Source organism: Marinobacter sp. JSM 1782161 (assembly GCF_011421605.1).
GTDB lineage: Bacteria > Pseudomonadota > Gammaproteobacteria > Pseudomonadales > Oleiphilaceae > Marinobacter_A > Marinobacter_A bohaiensis.
Window position 1 is genome coordinate 678868 of the sequence record NZ_WSSA01000002.1, and the last position, 17212, is coordinate 696079.

A 17212-nucleotide genomic window follows, 5' to 3' on the forward strand; every position below is an offset into this window, starting at 1 on the left:
AACTCCGAATCGAGTCGCGCCTAATTGGTGATTAGTTAAGTGACTGAAGTCGCTCGGCAATACTCCCCACTAGGTTGTCATAGCGCTCTTCTAGAATTTCTTCATAAGTCCAATGAGTTACGCAATCCCCTACTCTGTCCAAACTAGGTATCCCTGATCTGCCCAACGGAAGTTAATTTTAATTCCTAGGAGGAGAGCATCTCTTGAACATGCTTGGCCAAGTTTTTCAAAGCCTCGGGCTTCAAGCGCTTGATGCGGGCCACGATGTCCGTGAGATCGAGCTCATCAAGGCGTGCTTCGACACATGAGATTAGCGTGGCCACCGTTTCCTCTTCCGCTGTAAGCAAACCTTGTGGTGCGACTCGCAGTTCGCGCAGTTGTTGCTCACATTCCGCTCTCGATAACTGACCTGCTTGCTGTTCAAGGTCCGCAAACTGTTTCAACCAGCTCAAGGCCACCTCCCGGGCTTTCACCTGCTCTAGCTGAGCAACGCGCGTTTCGAGCAATTCTCGGGTAGCGTCCACGGTATCAAGTTCTCGTTGACCGAGATAAGACGGCAGTTCGTTTCCCAAAGCCTGGAGTTTTTGGCGGGTTTCTTCGAGCGAGAGTGCCTGAATAGCATCCTCATTCGGGATAAACCCTCGCGCCCAGAGTGCGGCTTTGTCCCGCACCGAAGCAACCCGCTCACTGGCAAAGCGTTTGTAGATGACGTGAAAGCTCCAGAGCGGCTCAACTTCTTCTTCCTCGCACCACCGCTCGAGTTCATCACACCGTTCAGCAATGGCTCGAGCCAACGTCGCCTCGATCTGCTCAGGGCCGCCTGAAACTTCGTTCCATGCCTCGAAATCTCCGCACACCTTATCGAGCTGACGCCTGGCATCTTCGATGTCACCGAGGTCCCGTTGTTCGGCAAACACATCACGCAGTCGGTTCACTTGGGAGCGCAGCTGGTAGGCCGAATCCAGGGAATGGATCTCTGCGTCGTACAACTGGGCGAGAGCATTTCGGTGCTCGCCCACCGTCTCGGATGCCCTTGCATCGAGGCGCTTAAGCTGCTCTATCAGGTCATCTACTTCCGGATCTTTGAGGGCCCGGCCGCCTTCGACAAGGAGATCGATGAACCGCTTCACTTTGTCGCGGAGGCCGTCCAACTCAATGATGGAGGATTGCGACGATATGGCCGTGACCTCCACCAATTGCTTCGCGTCGGCCAAGGCGCTTTGGTATTGGAACCGCTCTTCCACGTGGGAGATCGAGTGGATTTTCTGCTGTTCAGCTTCCGCCGCCAATTTTGGCAACTCCAACTTCGTAAGAGTGCTCTTGGCCTTCTCCATCTGTTTTCGGTAGTCAGCCACTTGCTGTGGCGAACGACACACCGCTCGTTCAATCCAGCGAGCCCCTTCCTGAGCGACCCATTGCCGGGCCACCTGCAAGAGGCTCTCGACCTCTTCAACGTGGGAGTCTTCCCATTCCCCGCTAGTGACGAGGTCGTGGAAGCCAAGAATTCGATCGCACGCGGCCAGGCCGTCAATGGAGTTCTCTTTCCGCAATCGGCGTTCAAGCTCTCGCTGGATTTCTTCGGAGCGATGCTCAAACGCCGTCAGCTGCGTTCGAGAGGTCTGCGCCTCATCGACGAGTTTCTCAAATTTGTAGAGCAGCTCATCGGGAACCGGATCCTCTTTCTCCATCAGCCGGGCTTGGCGATGGAATTCAAGCCGTTCCTTGTGCCGAGACACGTTTTGCCAGCTATCGATCAGGCCCTGCCAGCGCTCCAACGCCCCCTCACTGATCTCCTGCAAGGTTGATTGCGCAAGGACTTTTGGATCGAAGTCAGATGCTTTCAGGGCGTTGCCGAGCCAAGTCGACGTATCGCGGGGCTCCCCCGCCACCGAGATCCGCCAGCGCGGTACTCGGCGGCCCAAAAAGAGCCCGAGTAGCAGGCTGGCAGAAGCCACGTTCAAACCAAATGGTGGCGAAAACAACGCTTGTCGCGTCTGCTCCAAGCTGCGCTCAGGATCGGCCCTATGCCAGGCATCCATCTGCTCCAGCACCGCATTGACCTTGGGGTTACCAGGCACACTGGACACATTGCCGCCTTGGTCCAAGATCCGCCACGCATTGCCGAGCACACGGGCTGCACGATTTCGGAGTCTTGAAGGGCGTGATTGAATCCATTCGTCGTTTAGCTCGGCCTTCATGAGGGCTCGAACCAACTCCAAACCGTCTTTCTTAGCCTGACTGCCTGCGCCGGATCCAGTTGCAAAGCCGTCGAAGGGGAAGGGAATAAGGCCGGGATAGCATGCGGCAAAGAGTTCTTGCCCCGCTTTGGTTAATCGCCGTGCTTTTAGTTCGCCAAACCCTGCGGCCTGTCGATGACCTTCAGCGAGTGAGGCAGCTGTCGCTTCTTGAGCAACACTTTGAGCGCGGGAGAGTTCGGCGACCACAAAACGGCGATATCTCTCTTTATCCTCGGCCGATAATCCCCGCTCCAACACCCAATGACGCGTCAAGGCCTCAGCCAAACGGTCTTTTGAATCTGGCAGGTAAACCACCCATATCGGGGCCTGGGCAACGCCCTGTTGCGTCAGTTCGTGATCGAAGGTATGTGCGACGGTATCCCGGAGCTTTTCCAACGACTCATCGGACGAGACGTAGGTGTAGATGATGCGACCCTTGGCCTCGTTCACATCGGAGGCGCGTGACCAATCTCTAAAGGCATTGCCAATGGTCTCGGTGATCGTCTTGGTCGAAGCAAACAGCGGATCAAACTGCCAGTCCTGGGTGGTGATCGACTGCTCCTGCGCAAAACTGGTCTCCACGTAGGTCAGGTTGCAGAGCGTTCGGCCAAAGTTCACGAACAGATTGCCCGTTTCGCCAATGTTGGGATCGCTGCAACGGCTGCGCATCAAGCGCTTGAACTGTCCACGGGTGGCCGCATCCTGAACCAACTCGTACTGGCCGAAATCGGGGTTCCACTCCAGCACACCCAGATCTTCGGTCAGGTTGGCTAACGTCTCAGTCAATACCGCGTCGGTCACACCGGCAGCGAGGCACAAGAAATAGTTATACGTCTCGCGGCTGGGAAGACGGACGCCGAGCTTCAGACCTACGGCCGAGGCGGCCAAAACTTGTCGTGCCGGGTGGCTTAACAGGGCCTTGCGCTCTTCCAGAATCCCCTGCAAGGTTTCTGCCACGGTACCGCCGCGGGCCTGCTCGGCTGCGACGAATTCCGGCAGCATCCCATTGAGCAGCAGGTCCGCCGCCGATATCGTGGTTGGGATATTGTTGGAGGCTAGGCTCGGCTGCTCGCCGATTCGCTCGATGGCCTCTTTCGCGATGTTGAGGGCCGAGCGCGACTGCACCACGTCCTGCTGTCGTGTCAAAAACCAAACGGCAAACGGATGCAGTGGCCAACAGCCTGCGGCAATGACGTGCTTAAACTTGTCGGCGTCCTTCCAGACCGGGAAGCGACTGGCCTTTGGAACAGCCTGCAGCAATAGACCATGTTCGGCTTCAATATGGTCTCCCTGAAAGACACGCTGCTCGACAAAGTCGGCCTGCTTTTTCTCGATTAAGTGCGCAAAGAGGGTTTCAAGGTTGGTCGAGAGATAGGATTTTTTGGCCGCCTCAAAGCGAGTGATATAGCGCTGAAGATGCATGAGATCCCGTCGATCCAAACGGCTCACATAGGCTTTCAGATCGTACTGAATGAAGCCCAAGAACCGGGCCCGTCCGCCGGCGTCCTGAATCCCCTGGAACAGCTGTTGAAGCGCCGAGTCCCCAGCCAGATGCGGATGCTCCGCCGCATACTCCAAAAACCGCCCAAATTCATCGAATAAGATAAAGAGACCGCTGAACGGCCCATCCCCATGGCAGTAATGGGTGGTGACGGCGGCAATCAAGTCTTGAATCGATTCGTTGCCCTCGACCGGAATGTGGGCTCCATTAGCGGCTTCGTAGAGACCATCAACCGCCGTGTAGGTTGGCTCGTCGCGCTCGTTCAGACGTTCAAGAATCGCCGCTTCATCCAACCCAGACAGTGCTTGCGCGAAATCAGATTGGCGCAGGGCATAGTTGCGCAGCACGAAATTAGCCGCAATCTTAAACCGAGGTGATAACTCTTCGATGACGGAGAGGTCGCAGCCAGCGCTTTTGAGCTGCAGGATGATCTGCCGGGCAATCTCCGAGCCCAAATTGAAATTCGCCATGCCGTCGAGCGGCACCACCAGCGCGGGCCTGTCGAGCTGAGTCAGCGACGCCGAGAGTTTTTGGCCCACTTCGTCATCTGCCCGAGCAACTCTCTCAGCGATGGTGGCAGAGTTCGGTGCCGTGGGATTAGCCAATAACTCTGCTAAGGTGACCGCCAAGTGAGACTTACCGGAACCATAGCCTGCAATGGCCAGTGAGAAAGGATTCCCCTGCTGCTCGCTACCTTGGGCAATTTCTTCGACGAGATTGGAGAGGAACGTGGCCGTATCTTTCAGGACGTAGCCGTCGGCGGCGCTGCTCGAATGGACGGCGTGATAACGTGGGCCATGAAACACGAAATTGGTGGCCGCGCGCTCGGCGCGTTCGGGGTTGTCCTTGATCCAGCGAAGTTGAACGGCTCCTTCAAAGAACAAATCGTCCCGAAACTGAACGGCGTCTCTTACAAGCACGCGATCGTTATTATTAGATAAGCCGGTCATACATAACCTCTAACGCATCATTCGTTATCATCAGGCGGGTCAGGATCGGCGCTCCCGTTTGCCGATCCACCCGAAGCAGCCCGGCACTCTCTGCCGAGGCTAAGAAATCGCTCTGTTCCTCGGTATTCCAACCCGTGGCAGCCATCAAACCGCTTTCCGCTTCGAGCTCACGCAAGGCCACTTGGCTTTGGTCGGGACACACGTCGTCCCACACGAGCAACAAAAGCGCACCTAGGGTGTCGAAATACGCTGGCTGCAACGGCATCTTGCGAAATCGAATGCGCCCCTCTTCTTTCTGAATGGCTGCGGCTTTGCCCAAGGCGGCCGGATCGGCGTAAGTGCGTACCAATGGGCCTAAGACATCTCGGCTACTGCCGTATTTGTTGTCGAGGTAGGCTTCGAACTGGGCGTCGTCCAAATCTTGGCCAAGCGCGGTCGCTACCTCGACGAACACGGTATGCCAGGCTTCGGCGCCACCGCGAGCGCGGCACAACAGCAGGTGCAACGCCCACTGAGTGGTTTCTTCGATCAGGTGACTGTCCTCGGCCACGACTGTCTGACCCAGTGTCGTCAGTTCAACCTGAACCCCTTCGCCGGCCTTATTCACGGTGGTAATCAGTCCCATGCCGCGGGCGTATTGCAGTAGAGGCCGAACCTTGCCGGAGCTCTTTCCGGTAGGGATACCGGTTTGCTGCGAGATGGCGTCGATGCTCGATGCGCCGCTACTGACTTGCGCAAACCTCAGTAATGCACTGAGATAGTGGCGCTCCGGCTGAAAGGTCATATGAAAGCTCAGCGGTAAACGGTCTTTCACAGCGCTCATGAGACGCTTCCCAAACGATCACTCAGAGCGGTCACCGACACTTTGCGAACCGTGACATGCAGATCCCCGTTCGGATCCCGCTCATAGCCTGCCGAGAGGCACTCACCTTTTTTTAGCGCAGATAGCTTAGTAGCCCAGTCGTCCATGGAGCTGTTCGGGATCATATTCCGCAAAATCGTGGCATAGGTCTTAAGCTCCGTAGAAGCGGGCGCAAAAAAGAGCTTGTGGGCCGCTTGGAACAATCGGTCTCGCTCATCGTTACTGAAATTGCTCAACGTTTGAGTGGCCAGGATCATGGACGCACCGAACTTGCGACCTTCCCGGAGGTATTTCTCCAACGGGGATCCTCTGCGATGATCCAGATTCTGGACCTCGTCAAGCACCACCGGTAGCGGTCGCTTCTTGGAACCCTTTCGTTTCATGAAATCCCAAAGATCCCACAATACGAATTCAATGATGAGACGTTGGATGTCCCGATCGATACTTTGCAGCTGCAAAACTTTCACGGTCCGTTGGGAGTCTCCAAACATTTCCTCCCAGGCATTTTCAGTGGCCCCGCCAAAAGGCTCGGTACGCGCCAGCGGCATGATCTTATTTGCTAGCAAGTCTTCCTCATCATCTTTTAGCTGATCATAGAGGCGCTCGAGAGTGAGGTTGCCTGCTTCTACACCCTGTTCAATACTGCGGATTAGAGTGGACCGCTGTTGTTCTCCCAAGGAGCTATACACAGCTGTAAATATGCTTGCGATCCGCTTCGCCACCTCGAAGGGCTTTTCGGGAATTGAACCAACGCCATCAAATTCTTCAGACTGCCGTCTAAATGGATCTAACGGGAGCTTTTGCCCCGCCTTCACAATGTAACTTTGAGGCGCAGCTACGCTCTTAAATTCATCTTCGAGCTGATCCGGTTTAAAGCCTTCCGTGTAATCAATAACCAGCGAATTCTGTTTAGCCTTCGCCATTTCCAGCAATAAGGCTTGAATGGCATAAGTCTTGCCATTGCCCGAGCCACCAAAGACCAGCAAGTGCCGATTGGGCAACTGATGATGGCCAAATTCCCAATACACCGGCTGGCCTTCTCCGCCGTGCGCGGTCATCTCTTGCCCAATCAAGAGACGCTCGGGAACCCCGGATGACAGATTTTGTGAGGGCTCAGCCGAAGAGGTCTCCTGAGTCTCCACACCCTTTGGGGGTGAAGCCGCCTCGGATTCAGGGGTCTCCGGCTTAGTGGTGTCCATTACCGGCCTCTCCGCAATCGGTGATTGCTCATTGGCGACTGTTTGTGGTGTCGCTTCTTGCGGCGATGTGGAGCCAGACTGCAATGCCGGGGAATCGAAATGCAGCTCCGAGCGACCCTCGTCGAGTTTTGAAGCATCCGACGCTTCATTGCTGTCAGGCAGGTGGCCAATCTGGGCCGCTGTGGACGGCCATATCTTGTGCTTGACGTCGATGCCTCTGCTAAGCAACGCATTCAGCGCAGCTTGCTGACCAATGGCCGCATGGTAAACCTCAAGCTCAAGCGGCGCTTTACGCCCCTTCAACGACAGGTAGCCCGCCGAACGCGCTTTTCGTAACTCAAGCCCCTCTGCGACAGAGCGCTGATCGTTGGTCCAGAACGTCGCGCCAACGGCGCGCCACTTGATGACGAAATGCCCTTCCGCCATTCGTTCAAGGGCATGCTCCACCCTGTCCGTATCCGACGGTTTGATGTTCAAGACATTGCGCACCACCAGCGCACGATGAAGCTGCGCCCACCAATAGCGTCGATCAAACGCTGCAGGCGGAACCTCCGCGCTGACAGGTAGAAACAAACGACTGAGGTGGGTTAGCCCGGCCTCCGCTTGGGTCACCGATTCTTCCACATGATGGTTCGCCTGTTGGGCAACCTTGCACTCCACGACGGTCGCGTCGATTACCAGTGTGCCCTGCTCTACTCTGGCCTCAAGCAGCAACAGGTCCGGCCGGAGTCCGTCAGGTGCGCCGTCGAACCAGTGCACAAACGAGTCCAAGGGCAAGGCCGCAGACACCAGAGACGTAGAGCGGTCCAAGTAGAGGCAATTGGCCATCGCATACCCGATGACATCCCGCATCACCCCTTCGCTCCCCAAAGCACTGATCAACGACAGCCCCGTCACCGACTGTGCTTCGTCCATGAGCTTGTGAGCCACCGTGTCGCAATACTCGGCGGACCAATCCCTATAGATCTGTCCCAGCCGTCGGGTAACGCCAAGAGCCAACTCTCCGGTGGTGTTGCTTTCAGTGGAAAGCGTGAGGTTCAGCTCGCCATAGGAACCGACCCCAGAGACAAAGCCCACGAGCTTCCGTTGATCTTGCGGGGTTACGCCATCATCCAAGATCAGCGCTTTGTCGACGAAACGATCGACACAGGTCACCCACCGACAACAACGATGCATTTCCCGAGTAAACGTCTGCTCCAATTCGCCATACTCAACCTGATTAAAAATCACATGATGGCTACCCGGATGTTTGGGGTTATTTAAACGAGCCGTAATTTCTGCGTGGTACGCAGCCACTTTGAACCGTTGATTGCTGACCAGGCCGCGACGGGAATGGGGATCCGACGGGCTGGCCAACCTTGGATGCTCGCAGATGGGGAATTTGCCGACTTGGCCGGTCTCCCAATCCAGCTCGAACGGGGTCGTCGGGTCTGCAGAATCACCTCCACATTGGTCATCGAGGAAGTCAAACAAAAACCCGACGTCGTAATCACTCTGCACCAATTCCAATAAGTTTTGGACTTCGTCGCGGGTGCGCGCTGGACGATAGGCAATCTTAAGTTTACAGGGACGGCCATGACCTACCTCGGTCCCATTCCATCGATCCTGCCAACGCCGCAATACCTCTTGTGTTCGAGTTGCCGAAGGTCCGCGACCAATGACCCGCACAGTGACCACGAGGGGAACGTTAATTGCCTCAGACTGGGCTTTGATTTCTGCATTAATATAACTATCTATGCCGGCCACAATGGGACGCAGATCTTCCACATTCGCCGCAATAATGGAAATGCGGTCGCCCGCAAATGAGTGAATTTGACGATAAGCCTTGAGGGTGCGGTGTATTACCCGAGACTCGGGCGTGGTTCGCAGATACGTCGACAATCCCTCTTCTGGCGATGCCTCTTCGGAGCGCATTTCCGCTTGAGCCGCCAGCGTAGGCGTTTGCTTCGGTTTCTCGCCGAGCCGGTGAATCAAGCCAAAAGATCGCAGATTAGTCGTTACTCTTCTCGACGTATCGAAAACCAGACCGTAAAGCGGTCGACGCACTTCAATCAATCCCAACAATCGATCAAAAGAAGCTTTCCCTGCTTGAGGATCTTTCTGCAGTAGAATCCCAAGCGTTTCGCAGAGCCCATCGCGCAGGAAGATCTCACGAGCCTGCACGGTTTCCGCAATCGCGGGTGTGATACCGGTTGCCACCAGCGCAGGAACAAACGGACTCGAAGACGATAGCCCCTCGGGAACGCAGACGAAGGCTTGATAGAGTCGTCTTAGGAGATCATCCCCCAAGACACGCCGTTCTGCGTCTCGGTTTAACGCCAATTTTACCGTCTTTTTGTAGCTCCTCACGAGATCATGCAGGGGCTTTTCAATCGCAGCGAAATAACCTCGTGTTGCGAGCGCTAAAATGAATTCGCGGTAGGTCTCAGACAGTTGAGACAAAGCCTCGCGAGCCTCGTTTTCTAACTCAGCTTCGGGGAGGCCCTCCAAGACATCGTAGATCGAGGAGCCGGATGACATGCCAGAGGACAGGAGTCGATGGGCTTCTTCATCGTCAATTGCGAAGTACAGCTCGTCCAATGCCGAGCCCATATGAATGACCGGCAGTCTCAAGCTCGGTGTTTTCTGAAGGTGTTCGTGCATGATCTTGCCACAATGAAGCCGAACACGTTCTTCGTGATTGGGCGGTATTTGCCACACGAACACCTGCTCCACGGACAGGCGGCTGACTTCGGCTTCGGCGGTAACACGAAACGTTAACTGACTTTCCTTGTTGCCCTTGGTCCGAATATCTTCCGGCTTGCCATCGCGGCCAAAAACCACGGACAGAGGCACGATTTTTTTCTCGGAGTCCTCATCATTCGGGTCTGAATTCAGCTCCAACTCAAACCCTCTGAGGAAGCCGTCAATGCCCCCGATCAGCCCACGGTATGTCTCTATGGCATCGCTCGTGTCCGTTCCCTGCTTGGGCGCATCAAACTCGAAGCGCTCAATCGTTATGCGAATTTCCTTCAGGTGCAACGGAGCCCAATCGGTTCCACACCCCTTGGCATAAGCCTCGAGCGTCGAAAAAACCGCATTCGCCAACGTGGAAAACGCAGAGCCTCGCAGATTCGTTGGCTTATTGCGGCGATTCGACGTTTGCCTGGTCTTTGTCTTAAGGATTTTGATAACGGGCGCAAAGTCGGTATGCAGAAGCTTGTCTTCAGACTCAGGCGTTCCCCGTTGAATGAACTCCTCGAGCGTTTCGAGAAAGTCTTCCTTGGAACTGTATGGCTCGTGATTGATCACCGCCGGCGCCACCGATAAGCCTTCTTTCGCCTTTTCGAGGTTGTCCAGGGCCTTCTTACGCCCGGCCGCTTCTCGGTAGGCATCCCGCTTAAACAGACTCGACGCGTCGTCGAGTAAGGCCAGACGCTTGGCCGGATTCGCGGGTGAAAAAATCGGCGGAATACCCCAGACCGGGAGCTGTTCATAAGCCAACGCCAAAGCGTCACTCGCGAAGTCACATTGGCGGGCCTTGGGAAGCAGATCCTTTTCCAGGAACTCGGATAACCGAAACAGGTTTCTCGGCCGAATTTTAAAGAGCTTCTCAAAAAACGCGTTGAAGTCTTGAACCGTCTGGCCATCGGCATCGGGCAAACTCGCCGCCGTTAAAAAGCGTTCCACCCAGAGGTCATAACGGCTGTTCAGGCGTTCCCGCAACAGCACACTCTCGTTAACGACGTTGAAGTCGGCCAACCCACCTCGGTCTGTCGCGTGATCGATACCAGCCAAGACCACGAGCAGAAGGCCCTGCCCCCGGGACGCGGTTAAGTTGCGGTAATGAGTAAGACGGTCTTCCGTATCCACCCAGCCTTTGTCTGTGAGCCGGTCGGCCTCCTCGACGTACTCCTTGGCTCCGTTCTCCCGCCAGTGTGCGTCAAGCCCATAAGCCACTTTCAGATGGCATTCAATCTTCTCTGCCTTAGACGCAACGTAGTCCTCGAGTTGCTCGAAGATCGCGTGGATGGCGTGTGGCGGCATGGATTGGGTAAACACCCTGAGTTCCGCCGGCTCACCTGGGGGCAATGCCGCGAGCTCGCGCTCTACTTGGTCCTGTACATAATCGACGACGGTCTGGGTATAAAATTTCATGTTTTTATCTTAGCCGGGTTCTTAACAAGAGGCGTTGCATCAGAAAGAGGGATTAAGAACCCCCCACGCTTTAGCTCATCTTCGAGCCAAGCGGCACAATCGTTGGGGACGGTCGGTCGAATGCCAGCGCTGAGCGTAGACAGTGCTTCTTCGATTTGAGCCGCACCCGCGGCGATACCAAAGTGACGGTACAAACGCTGAAGGAACTCGTCGAAAGGAAGGCGCTCCCCCGGTTCGAGCAAGACCGCCACCAAGCTCTCCACTAGTGAGGCCGGCAGCGTAAACCGCATGGGACCTTTGGGTGGCACAATCAGCCCGATTTGTTTACCGAGCGATCGAAAGAGCTTGAATCCATGGACATCGGCCCCTCTCAACTCCTTCTCCGCCACTTTCAGGTCCTTAATCGGCGGAAGATCCTTCGCTCGCACCGCGCCATACAGCAATTCCTCGGTCGCACCAATGGAGGCGTTGGACGCTTTACCAAGGTCGGTTCCGACGCCCGCACTTGGGCTGACGGTTATCCAGCTATACCCACCTCCAAAGTGGTTTTTGCCCTCACCCGATCGCCTCCCAACCCACCGAACGGCTTGACAACACATGCTGCGCAAGACGTGCAGACAGCAGAGGTTTTGAAGCACGCGCATTTTTTTGAGGGCGTCTTGGTTGGACAGAACGACATTGCTCAACTCCCAAGCAAAGAGTGACGCTTCTCGCCAGCTCGCTTTATGTATCCAACCAAAGGCTTGATGAGAGCGCTTTTCGTTAATTACCGGCGCTTGCTGTCCGGCGTATTCAACGACCGAACCAAGCTGAGAAATAGGCCCATCAATGGCGGACAGGGAGCTACTTAATCCCTCTGCCAAGTGATTCCGTACGGCCGACCAATCCACGTGATTGTATTGTTCGTTCAGCCACTGCGAGACTTGCGGCTCTTGCGCCCGCTGCAGTACGTGCCACAGCTGCAAAAACAGAACTTCGCCACCACGAGCCATAAAATTATGACTACCGGTCGAAAAGTGCTGTTCCGCCTTCTCCCAGGTCTCGACGTTTTTCGCTTTCGCCGCGGTATGACGCCAGTCAATCTCTCGGGCCAGCAAAAAGTCGGAGGCCGGGATAAAGCTGTGCGTCACCCAGGTCCGTTCACCCGCAACGCCAACGAACCCCGAGAACAGTTGCTGCAATACACGCACCGCCTTTTCGCTGTTTTCCCTGCTGTCGCTCTCGATGTTGGATTTCAGGTCTTTAATCAACCCGGAAAATCGATCGACGTGAGTGGAGTGACGAGTTTCCAGCTTCGACGTTGGGAAAAAGGAAAACAGCTTTACGGCAAGCCGACTCTCAGGAAGGTATTTCAACCCGCCAAAGTGACCTTCGGGTAGATCCGGCAGCCCTTTTCCAATCTCACCGGCGTCGCTTTGCTTTTCAGAGCTAAAACACAACAAAAATTCTGCCAAGTACTCCAACGGTGTCTGATCTTTGTAGAATCGACGACCGAACGCACGCACCGCAGGATTGCTATCGGTTCTCTCGTCTAATCGAATGTCGGGAAATCGTGTTGTGTTCATCACTGGTAAACCAATTTCTGGCCGCCATTGATCGGCGTGAATTTATGGGTCCGAAGGTCACCTTGGGCGTCAATTTCTAAAAGCTCAACGGTGTCGCTCTTATGCGGGATATGTTCCAAAAGGTCGCTGCGGAATTGCTCCAAGCTCGCCCCGTGGATGGCGTCTAGGTCGCTGGTTAATTCCCCCTGATCTTTGCTGATGATGTAATCGAGCAAAGGTAGGGGCAGCGCCAATCGCGCCTTTGTGGATCCGTAGGTGAGAACGGGCAAGCCACTGACCCGGTCTAGTTCGACGGTAAATTCGTCCAACGAAATTTTCCCGAGCACGATTTGAACCGACTGGAACACCTTCTCATCGGGGCGCCTCAAGGTAATAAACAAACTATCGCGCCGATTTCGTGGTACAGAGGCACCGATATACTCTTCTATCAACACGCCCAACACTTGCTTCAGAAAACGCTGTTTTTCCATGCCGGCGAGGGTGTGGTTCGCTTGCCACTCGCGGAGTTTTCTGAGCATCGGGGACTGCAAGAAATCGTCGAAAAACACCTCCACCGCCCCCTGATGTTCTTCACGAGGCGTGCCGAACATGTAGGTGAGACGTCGGATTTTTCGTCGAGCGCTCCCACCTTCTGAACTGTCTAATCGAGACGCAAAATGCGTCTTCAGTTCAGAAAGTTGGGAGGGATAATTCCAAACAACGCCAAGCTTGCCTTCGTGCAATTGGTGATCGAACGTTGGCGACGCGGCAATACCAAAATGCAGGTCAGCCATTTGGCGGAGACAGGACAACGCATCGGCCGCTTGGAGGCTGAAGGCGCTGCCATGGCCAAAAAAGTTTTCGCTGAACACGCCACGGAAGGTGGTTTGTGGATCTTGCCGGACTTGTCCGCACGACAGCCCTCCGGTAAGACTGAAGCTCAAATGAGCCGCGATCTGACGCATGGTCATCCGCCGGCCATACGCATCAAGTCGACGATAAATGTCCCCGACGCGTTCGCCCACGGTGCTCGCGCACTCGCTCATCACATCAACATTGCGCCGGATCGGACAGCGATCTTTCGCTTTGCAACTGCGGCACTTCTCCCAGCCCGAGTGGGAGACGAGCTTTGACAGCAGACGCTCAGCCGTATTGACGTTACTAAGCATACTTAGGTTGGCCACATACACGCGCTTTTTACCGTCGAGATTCAGCAAATTCGCGTCTGTGAGCTTGTCTTTAAGGAGTGGTTGGTTCAGACACTCCAGGATTTTTTGTTGGGCTTCCCGATCTCCGTGGCCCTCTTTTGCCATCAGCTCCGTAAAGGAACTGAGAAGGGGCCCGGTGTTGCTCACGATTAATGCGCTGCCCGATTGGCTGAAGGCATTGGTCAGCTTCTCAGTTCGGCTTTGCGCGGACAGCTCGCTCATATCCTTTACAATCGTGAGTTTGTGGCCATCGAGGGTGACAATCTCCTCTTCCTCCGGCGACTTGGCCGCCGGCTCAGTGTCCGGAATCTCCAGCGCACGCTTCCAGACATCCAATGCCACTGTCGATTTGCCGTCACCCGCGTGCCCGGTCAATACCACCACGACATCACTTTGACCGGTCAACAACTCTCGGATGCTTGAGACTAGATCCAGCTCAACGTGCAGCTCGGTAAAGTAGGGACTGGTTGCTTGGGCTTCGGCCAGCGCATACCGATTGTCTGCTGAGATGTTGTGGATGCTGTTCAAATAGCGAACGAACCCATCCGCGGCTTCGGCCCCGTCGTGTCTAGCGGCGCCTTCATAGGCAGTCTCAGCCCCTGCGCTTAGGGGTGTTGGCTCGTCTGCCGGTATGGACTCGACAGGCTCCATGACCTCTGCTTGCTCGTCTTCCTCACAGAGCAAGCTCGTAAAGGCCCGTCGAACGGTCGACGCAGAGACGGTCGAATCGTCTTGGATCTCAAGCATGGACTGCAAGGCTCGCTGGAGACGGTCGGCTTGATCCGACTTTAAACCACTCTCAAGCAAGCGTGGCACGTCATCGGCAGAGGCAGGCCGCTTGCCCGTTGCCCACTCTACGAGGGTAACCGCCAACGAATAGAGATCGCCCGCCGGTGACGCTAAATACCCTTCTTTGGTCATCAGGGCCCGGGCGGCATAACCTGGAGTAGCTCCGAGCACTTTCTTACCAATAGAACTTGCCATCCCGAAATCGATCAGTTTCGCGAACTGTTTGTTCGCGTTAAATACAATGTTTCCAGGCGTGACATCGTTGTGGGTGATGGCAACTCGCAGAACGTCCTCGTCATCATCACGCCCCGGCTCATGTAAGCCAGCCAGAGCCTGCAGAATCTGGTCAGCCACGGTAACAAAGGCCGCGGGATCGGGTCGTTCGCCACTCGCAATCAGACTCTTGAGAGTGGCCCCTTCGACATACTCCTCGACGATGCACCAGTAAGTGTTGTTCCACTGCAGAAATGAGCTGTAATCGGCCACAAAGCGGTTTTGCTTTGCCGCCCGTAGATAATCTCGTTCGGCCAGGACTTTTTCTCGGGGCACATCGGCGTTGAAGATCTTTAACGCGGCCAAAACCCCAAGGCTGTCCCCCAAAAAAACGTCGCTCGTACCGCCACATCCGAGACGATCGACCAGCGACCAAGTGTTGTGTGAGTCCCCAACTTCTGGCGCCTTTTGTTCCTCCCTCGGTATGGCTTCGGACGGTTCATGGGCGCTGTCCCCAAGCCACTCGGATAACTCGCTAAACACGACCTTCGCTTTGGGCCGATTACTGAAATCGACCACTGTCATTCGCTGAAAGAGCTCGCGCAATTCAACTATCTCTTCACCAGTCGTTTTATCCAGCAGTTCACCAAACGTCTTCCCCAGGCTATAGACGTCGAAACCAAAATCCGTTTCTCCTGCCAGCGCCTCAGGCGGAAAGTACCGTTTCTCATAGTCAGAGAAGCCGCCCCCCATCACGGTGTATTCGGCCAAAGGATCGAATGCCAAATCAAAGTCGGTGAGCTCGACGTGATCATCACGTCCAACGATGATGCTGCGCGGAGTTACGTTGCGATGAACGAGAGTCGCCTCGGAGTCATGAAGGTGGACCAAGGCTCCGGCGATGTCGCGTACCACACGCACCGCAAAGTCCGAGCTTACGCTTTCATTGGACGCCAAAACTTGATCGAGCGTTCTGGCATCGCCCCAGGGACAAACCTCGACAACCAGCCCCTTTTCATTGGGCTGCCGATGAACAGGACGAATATTAGGATGATGCGGTAAGTGTTGGAGCACATCGAAGCTACGAAATTGTCGCTCCTGCTCTTCCGGAGTTTCGGCGGCCAATCCAAACACCCTCAATCGATAAAGCGCGTCACCGCGTTTGGGGTTGGCCTCGGCGAGATAACTGACATAACGTTCGTTGTGCTCAACTTCATGCAGAACTCGATACCCTGGGATCTGATCCGCGTAATCGTCTCGCTGACGACTCACTTCAAAGGTTTTGTCCCAGTAGTTCCTTAACTTTCGAAAACTTTGAAAGCTAAGGGTCGCCCGGTCATTGGCCTGATCGCGATTCACTCGCACTCGCAGATATTTCGCCAACTCCGCCATCCCCACAAATGTCAGGTGGTCAGGGAGCCGCTTGTGTTGGTCAAGTTGACGAATGATTTCGTGGGCACTGTCTGCACCTTCGACTGACGAGTTTTCAGACGTCAACACCACGATCGACTGAACAAAGGGCGGTCTTGCCGCGGGTAGCTGTTTCTCGTTGAGAGATCTAAAAACCTTCGCCTTAGGCAGATTCACCTCGTGCGGATTTCGCTTTGCTTCTCCACCTCTAAACCAAAAATTTGGCTTAACCTCAATCTCCCCGCGCCAATCTTTCAGCTCGATTACTGCAGCAAAGCTCTCAGAGATAAACAGTGCATCGCACTCGTACATCCGACGCCCGGGATCCGTAATGTGAATGCTCGGATACAGCTCATAGTGCTCTGAAACAGGCAATCGCTGCTCTAATTCTGCAAACGCACGACGCTCATGCTCAAATTCCGAGTGGTCAAAGGGCTTCATACTTTCACCTGAACCAAAGAATCAAACATCGCAGCCCCGATAGGTTCGGCTCCGATATGAATATGACAAGAATGCTGTCCAACGCGGTGTTGAACGGAGCGCTCGATGAGCGCCAATGAAGATAATAAATCGCTGTTCTGGGGAGACTGACTAAAACGCCCATTCAACTTAAAAACATACAACGGTTGGCGTAACTGATTCCGATCAATCTGATGAGCAAATGCCTCGAACAATCCATAAGCCGGTCTATGACCAACAATCAACCGCCTTTTGATTACTAATGTCGTTGGTGCTGTACAAGTTTTTAACGACCGGAATATGGCTATTATTTAATGGAAAACATAACATAGATGAAACTTGCGTTGCTATCTAAAGCCCTCAGAGATCGGGATTTTCGAAAAAGCCGCTTGGGTAAGCCAATTCAATGCGACCTGAGCCGACTCCCCCGACAGACGTCCGTAAGCAATCAGTTGTGCCCAATAGCGATAATCATCGATCACCCCATCACTTTTGTGATCGACCAGTAAGGCTGAGTTTACTCTGTACGCTACGAGGTCGACCACACCGCTCACCACCTGACCTTCATCGTTCAAGCCAAGGACTGCCAGCTCACTCTCGCAGCCGTTGACGTGGCCCAACAGCTCCGGCTGCCTGACATACACGTGGTACAACCGGTGAACTTACCCCCCCACCTCATTGGCCGGAATGTGATTCCCACCAC

At 54.9% G+C, this 17212-nt stretch carries 5 protein-coding genes; all 5 read right to left on the minus strand.

Annotated elements, in window-relative coordinates:
* Positions 1-185: 185 nt before the first annotated feature.
* From GQB00_RS03010 to GQB00_RS03030, 5 genes are read right to left on the minus strand one after another with little or no spacing between them, the layout of a single operon-like run.
* Complete coding sequence (locus GQB00_RS03010; protein ID WP_165855176.1) at positions 186-4688, minus strand: hypothetical protein; 4503 nt, start codon at positions 4686-4688, stop codon at positions 186-188.
* Entirely contained in the window at positions 4672-5511 is an 840-nt protein-coding gene (locus GQB00_RS03015) for a hypothetical protein (RefSeq protein WP_165855177.1), read from the minus strand. Before GQB00_RS03015 ends, GQB00_RS03010 begins: the two co-directional genes overlap by 17 nt.
* Entirely contained in the window at positions 5508-10886 is a 5379-nt protein-coding gene (locus GQB00_RS03020) for an ATP-binding protein (RefSeq protein ID WP_165855178.1), read from the minus strand. The genes GQB00_RS03015 and GQB00_RS03020 overlap by 4 nt, the downstream gene beginning before the upstream one ends.
* Positions 10883-12451 carry a hypothetical protein gene (locus GQB00_RS03025; RefSeq protein WP_165855179.1) on the minus strand — a complete coding sequence of 523 codons (1569 nt, stop codon included), beginning with the start codon at positions 12449-12451 and terminating at the stop codon, positions 10883-10885. The genes GQB00_RS03020 and GQB00_RS03025 overlap by 4 nt, the downstream gene beginning before the upstream one ends.
* The gene (locus GQB00_RS03030) at positions 12451-16491 is read right to left on the minus strand and encodes a protein kinase domain-containing protein (RefSeq protein WP_165855180.1); all 4041 of its coding nucleotides are present in this window, start codon (positions 16489-16491) and stop codon (positions 12451-12453) included. The genes GQB00_RS03025 and GQB00_RS03030 overlap by 1 nt, the downstream gene beginning before the upstream one ends.
* Positions 16492-17212: the final 721 nt, after the last annotated feature.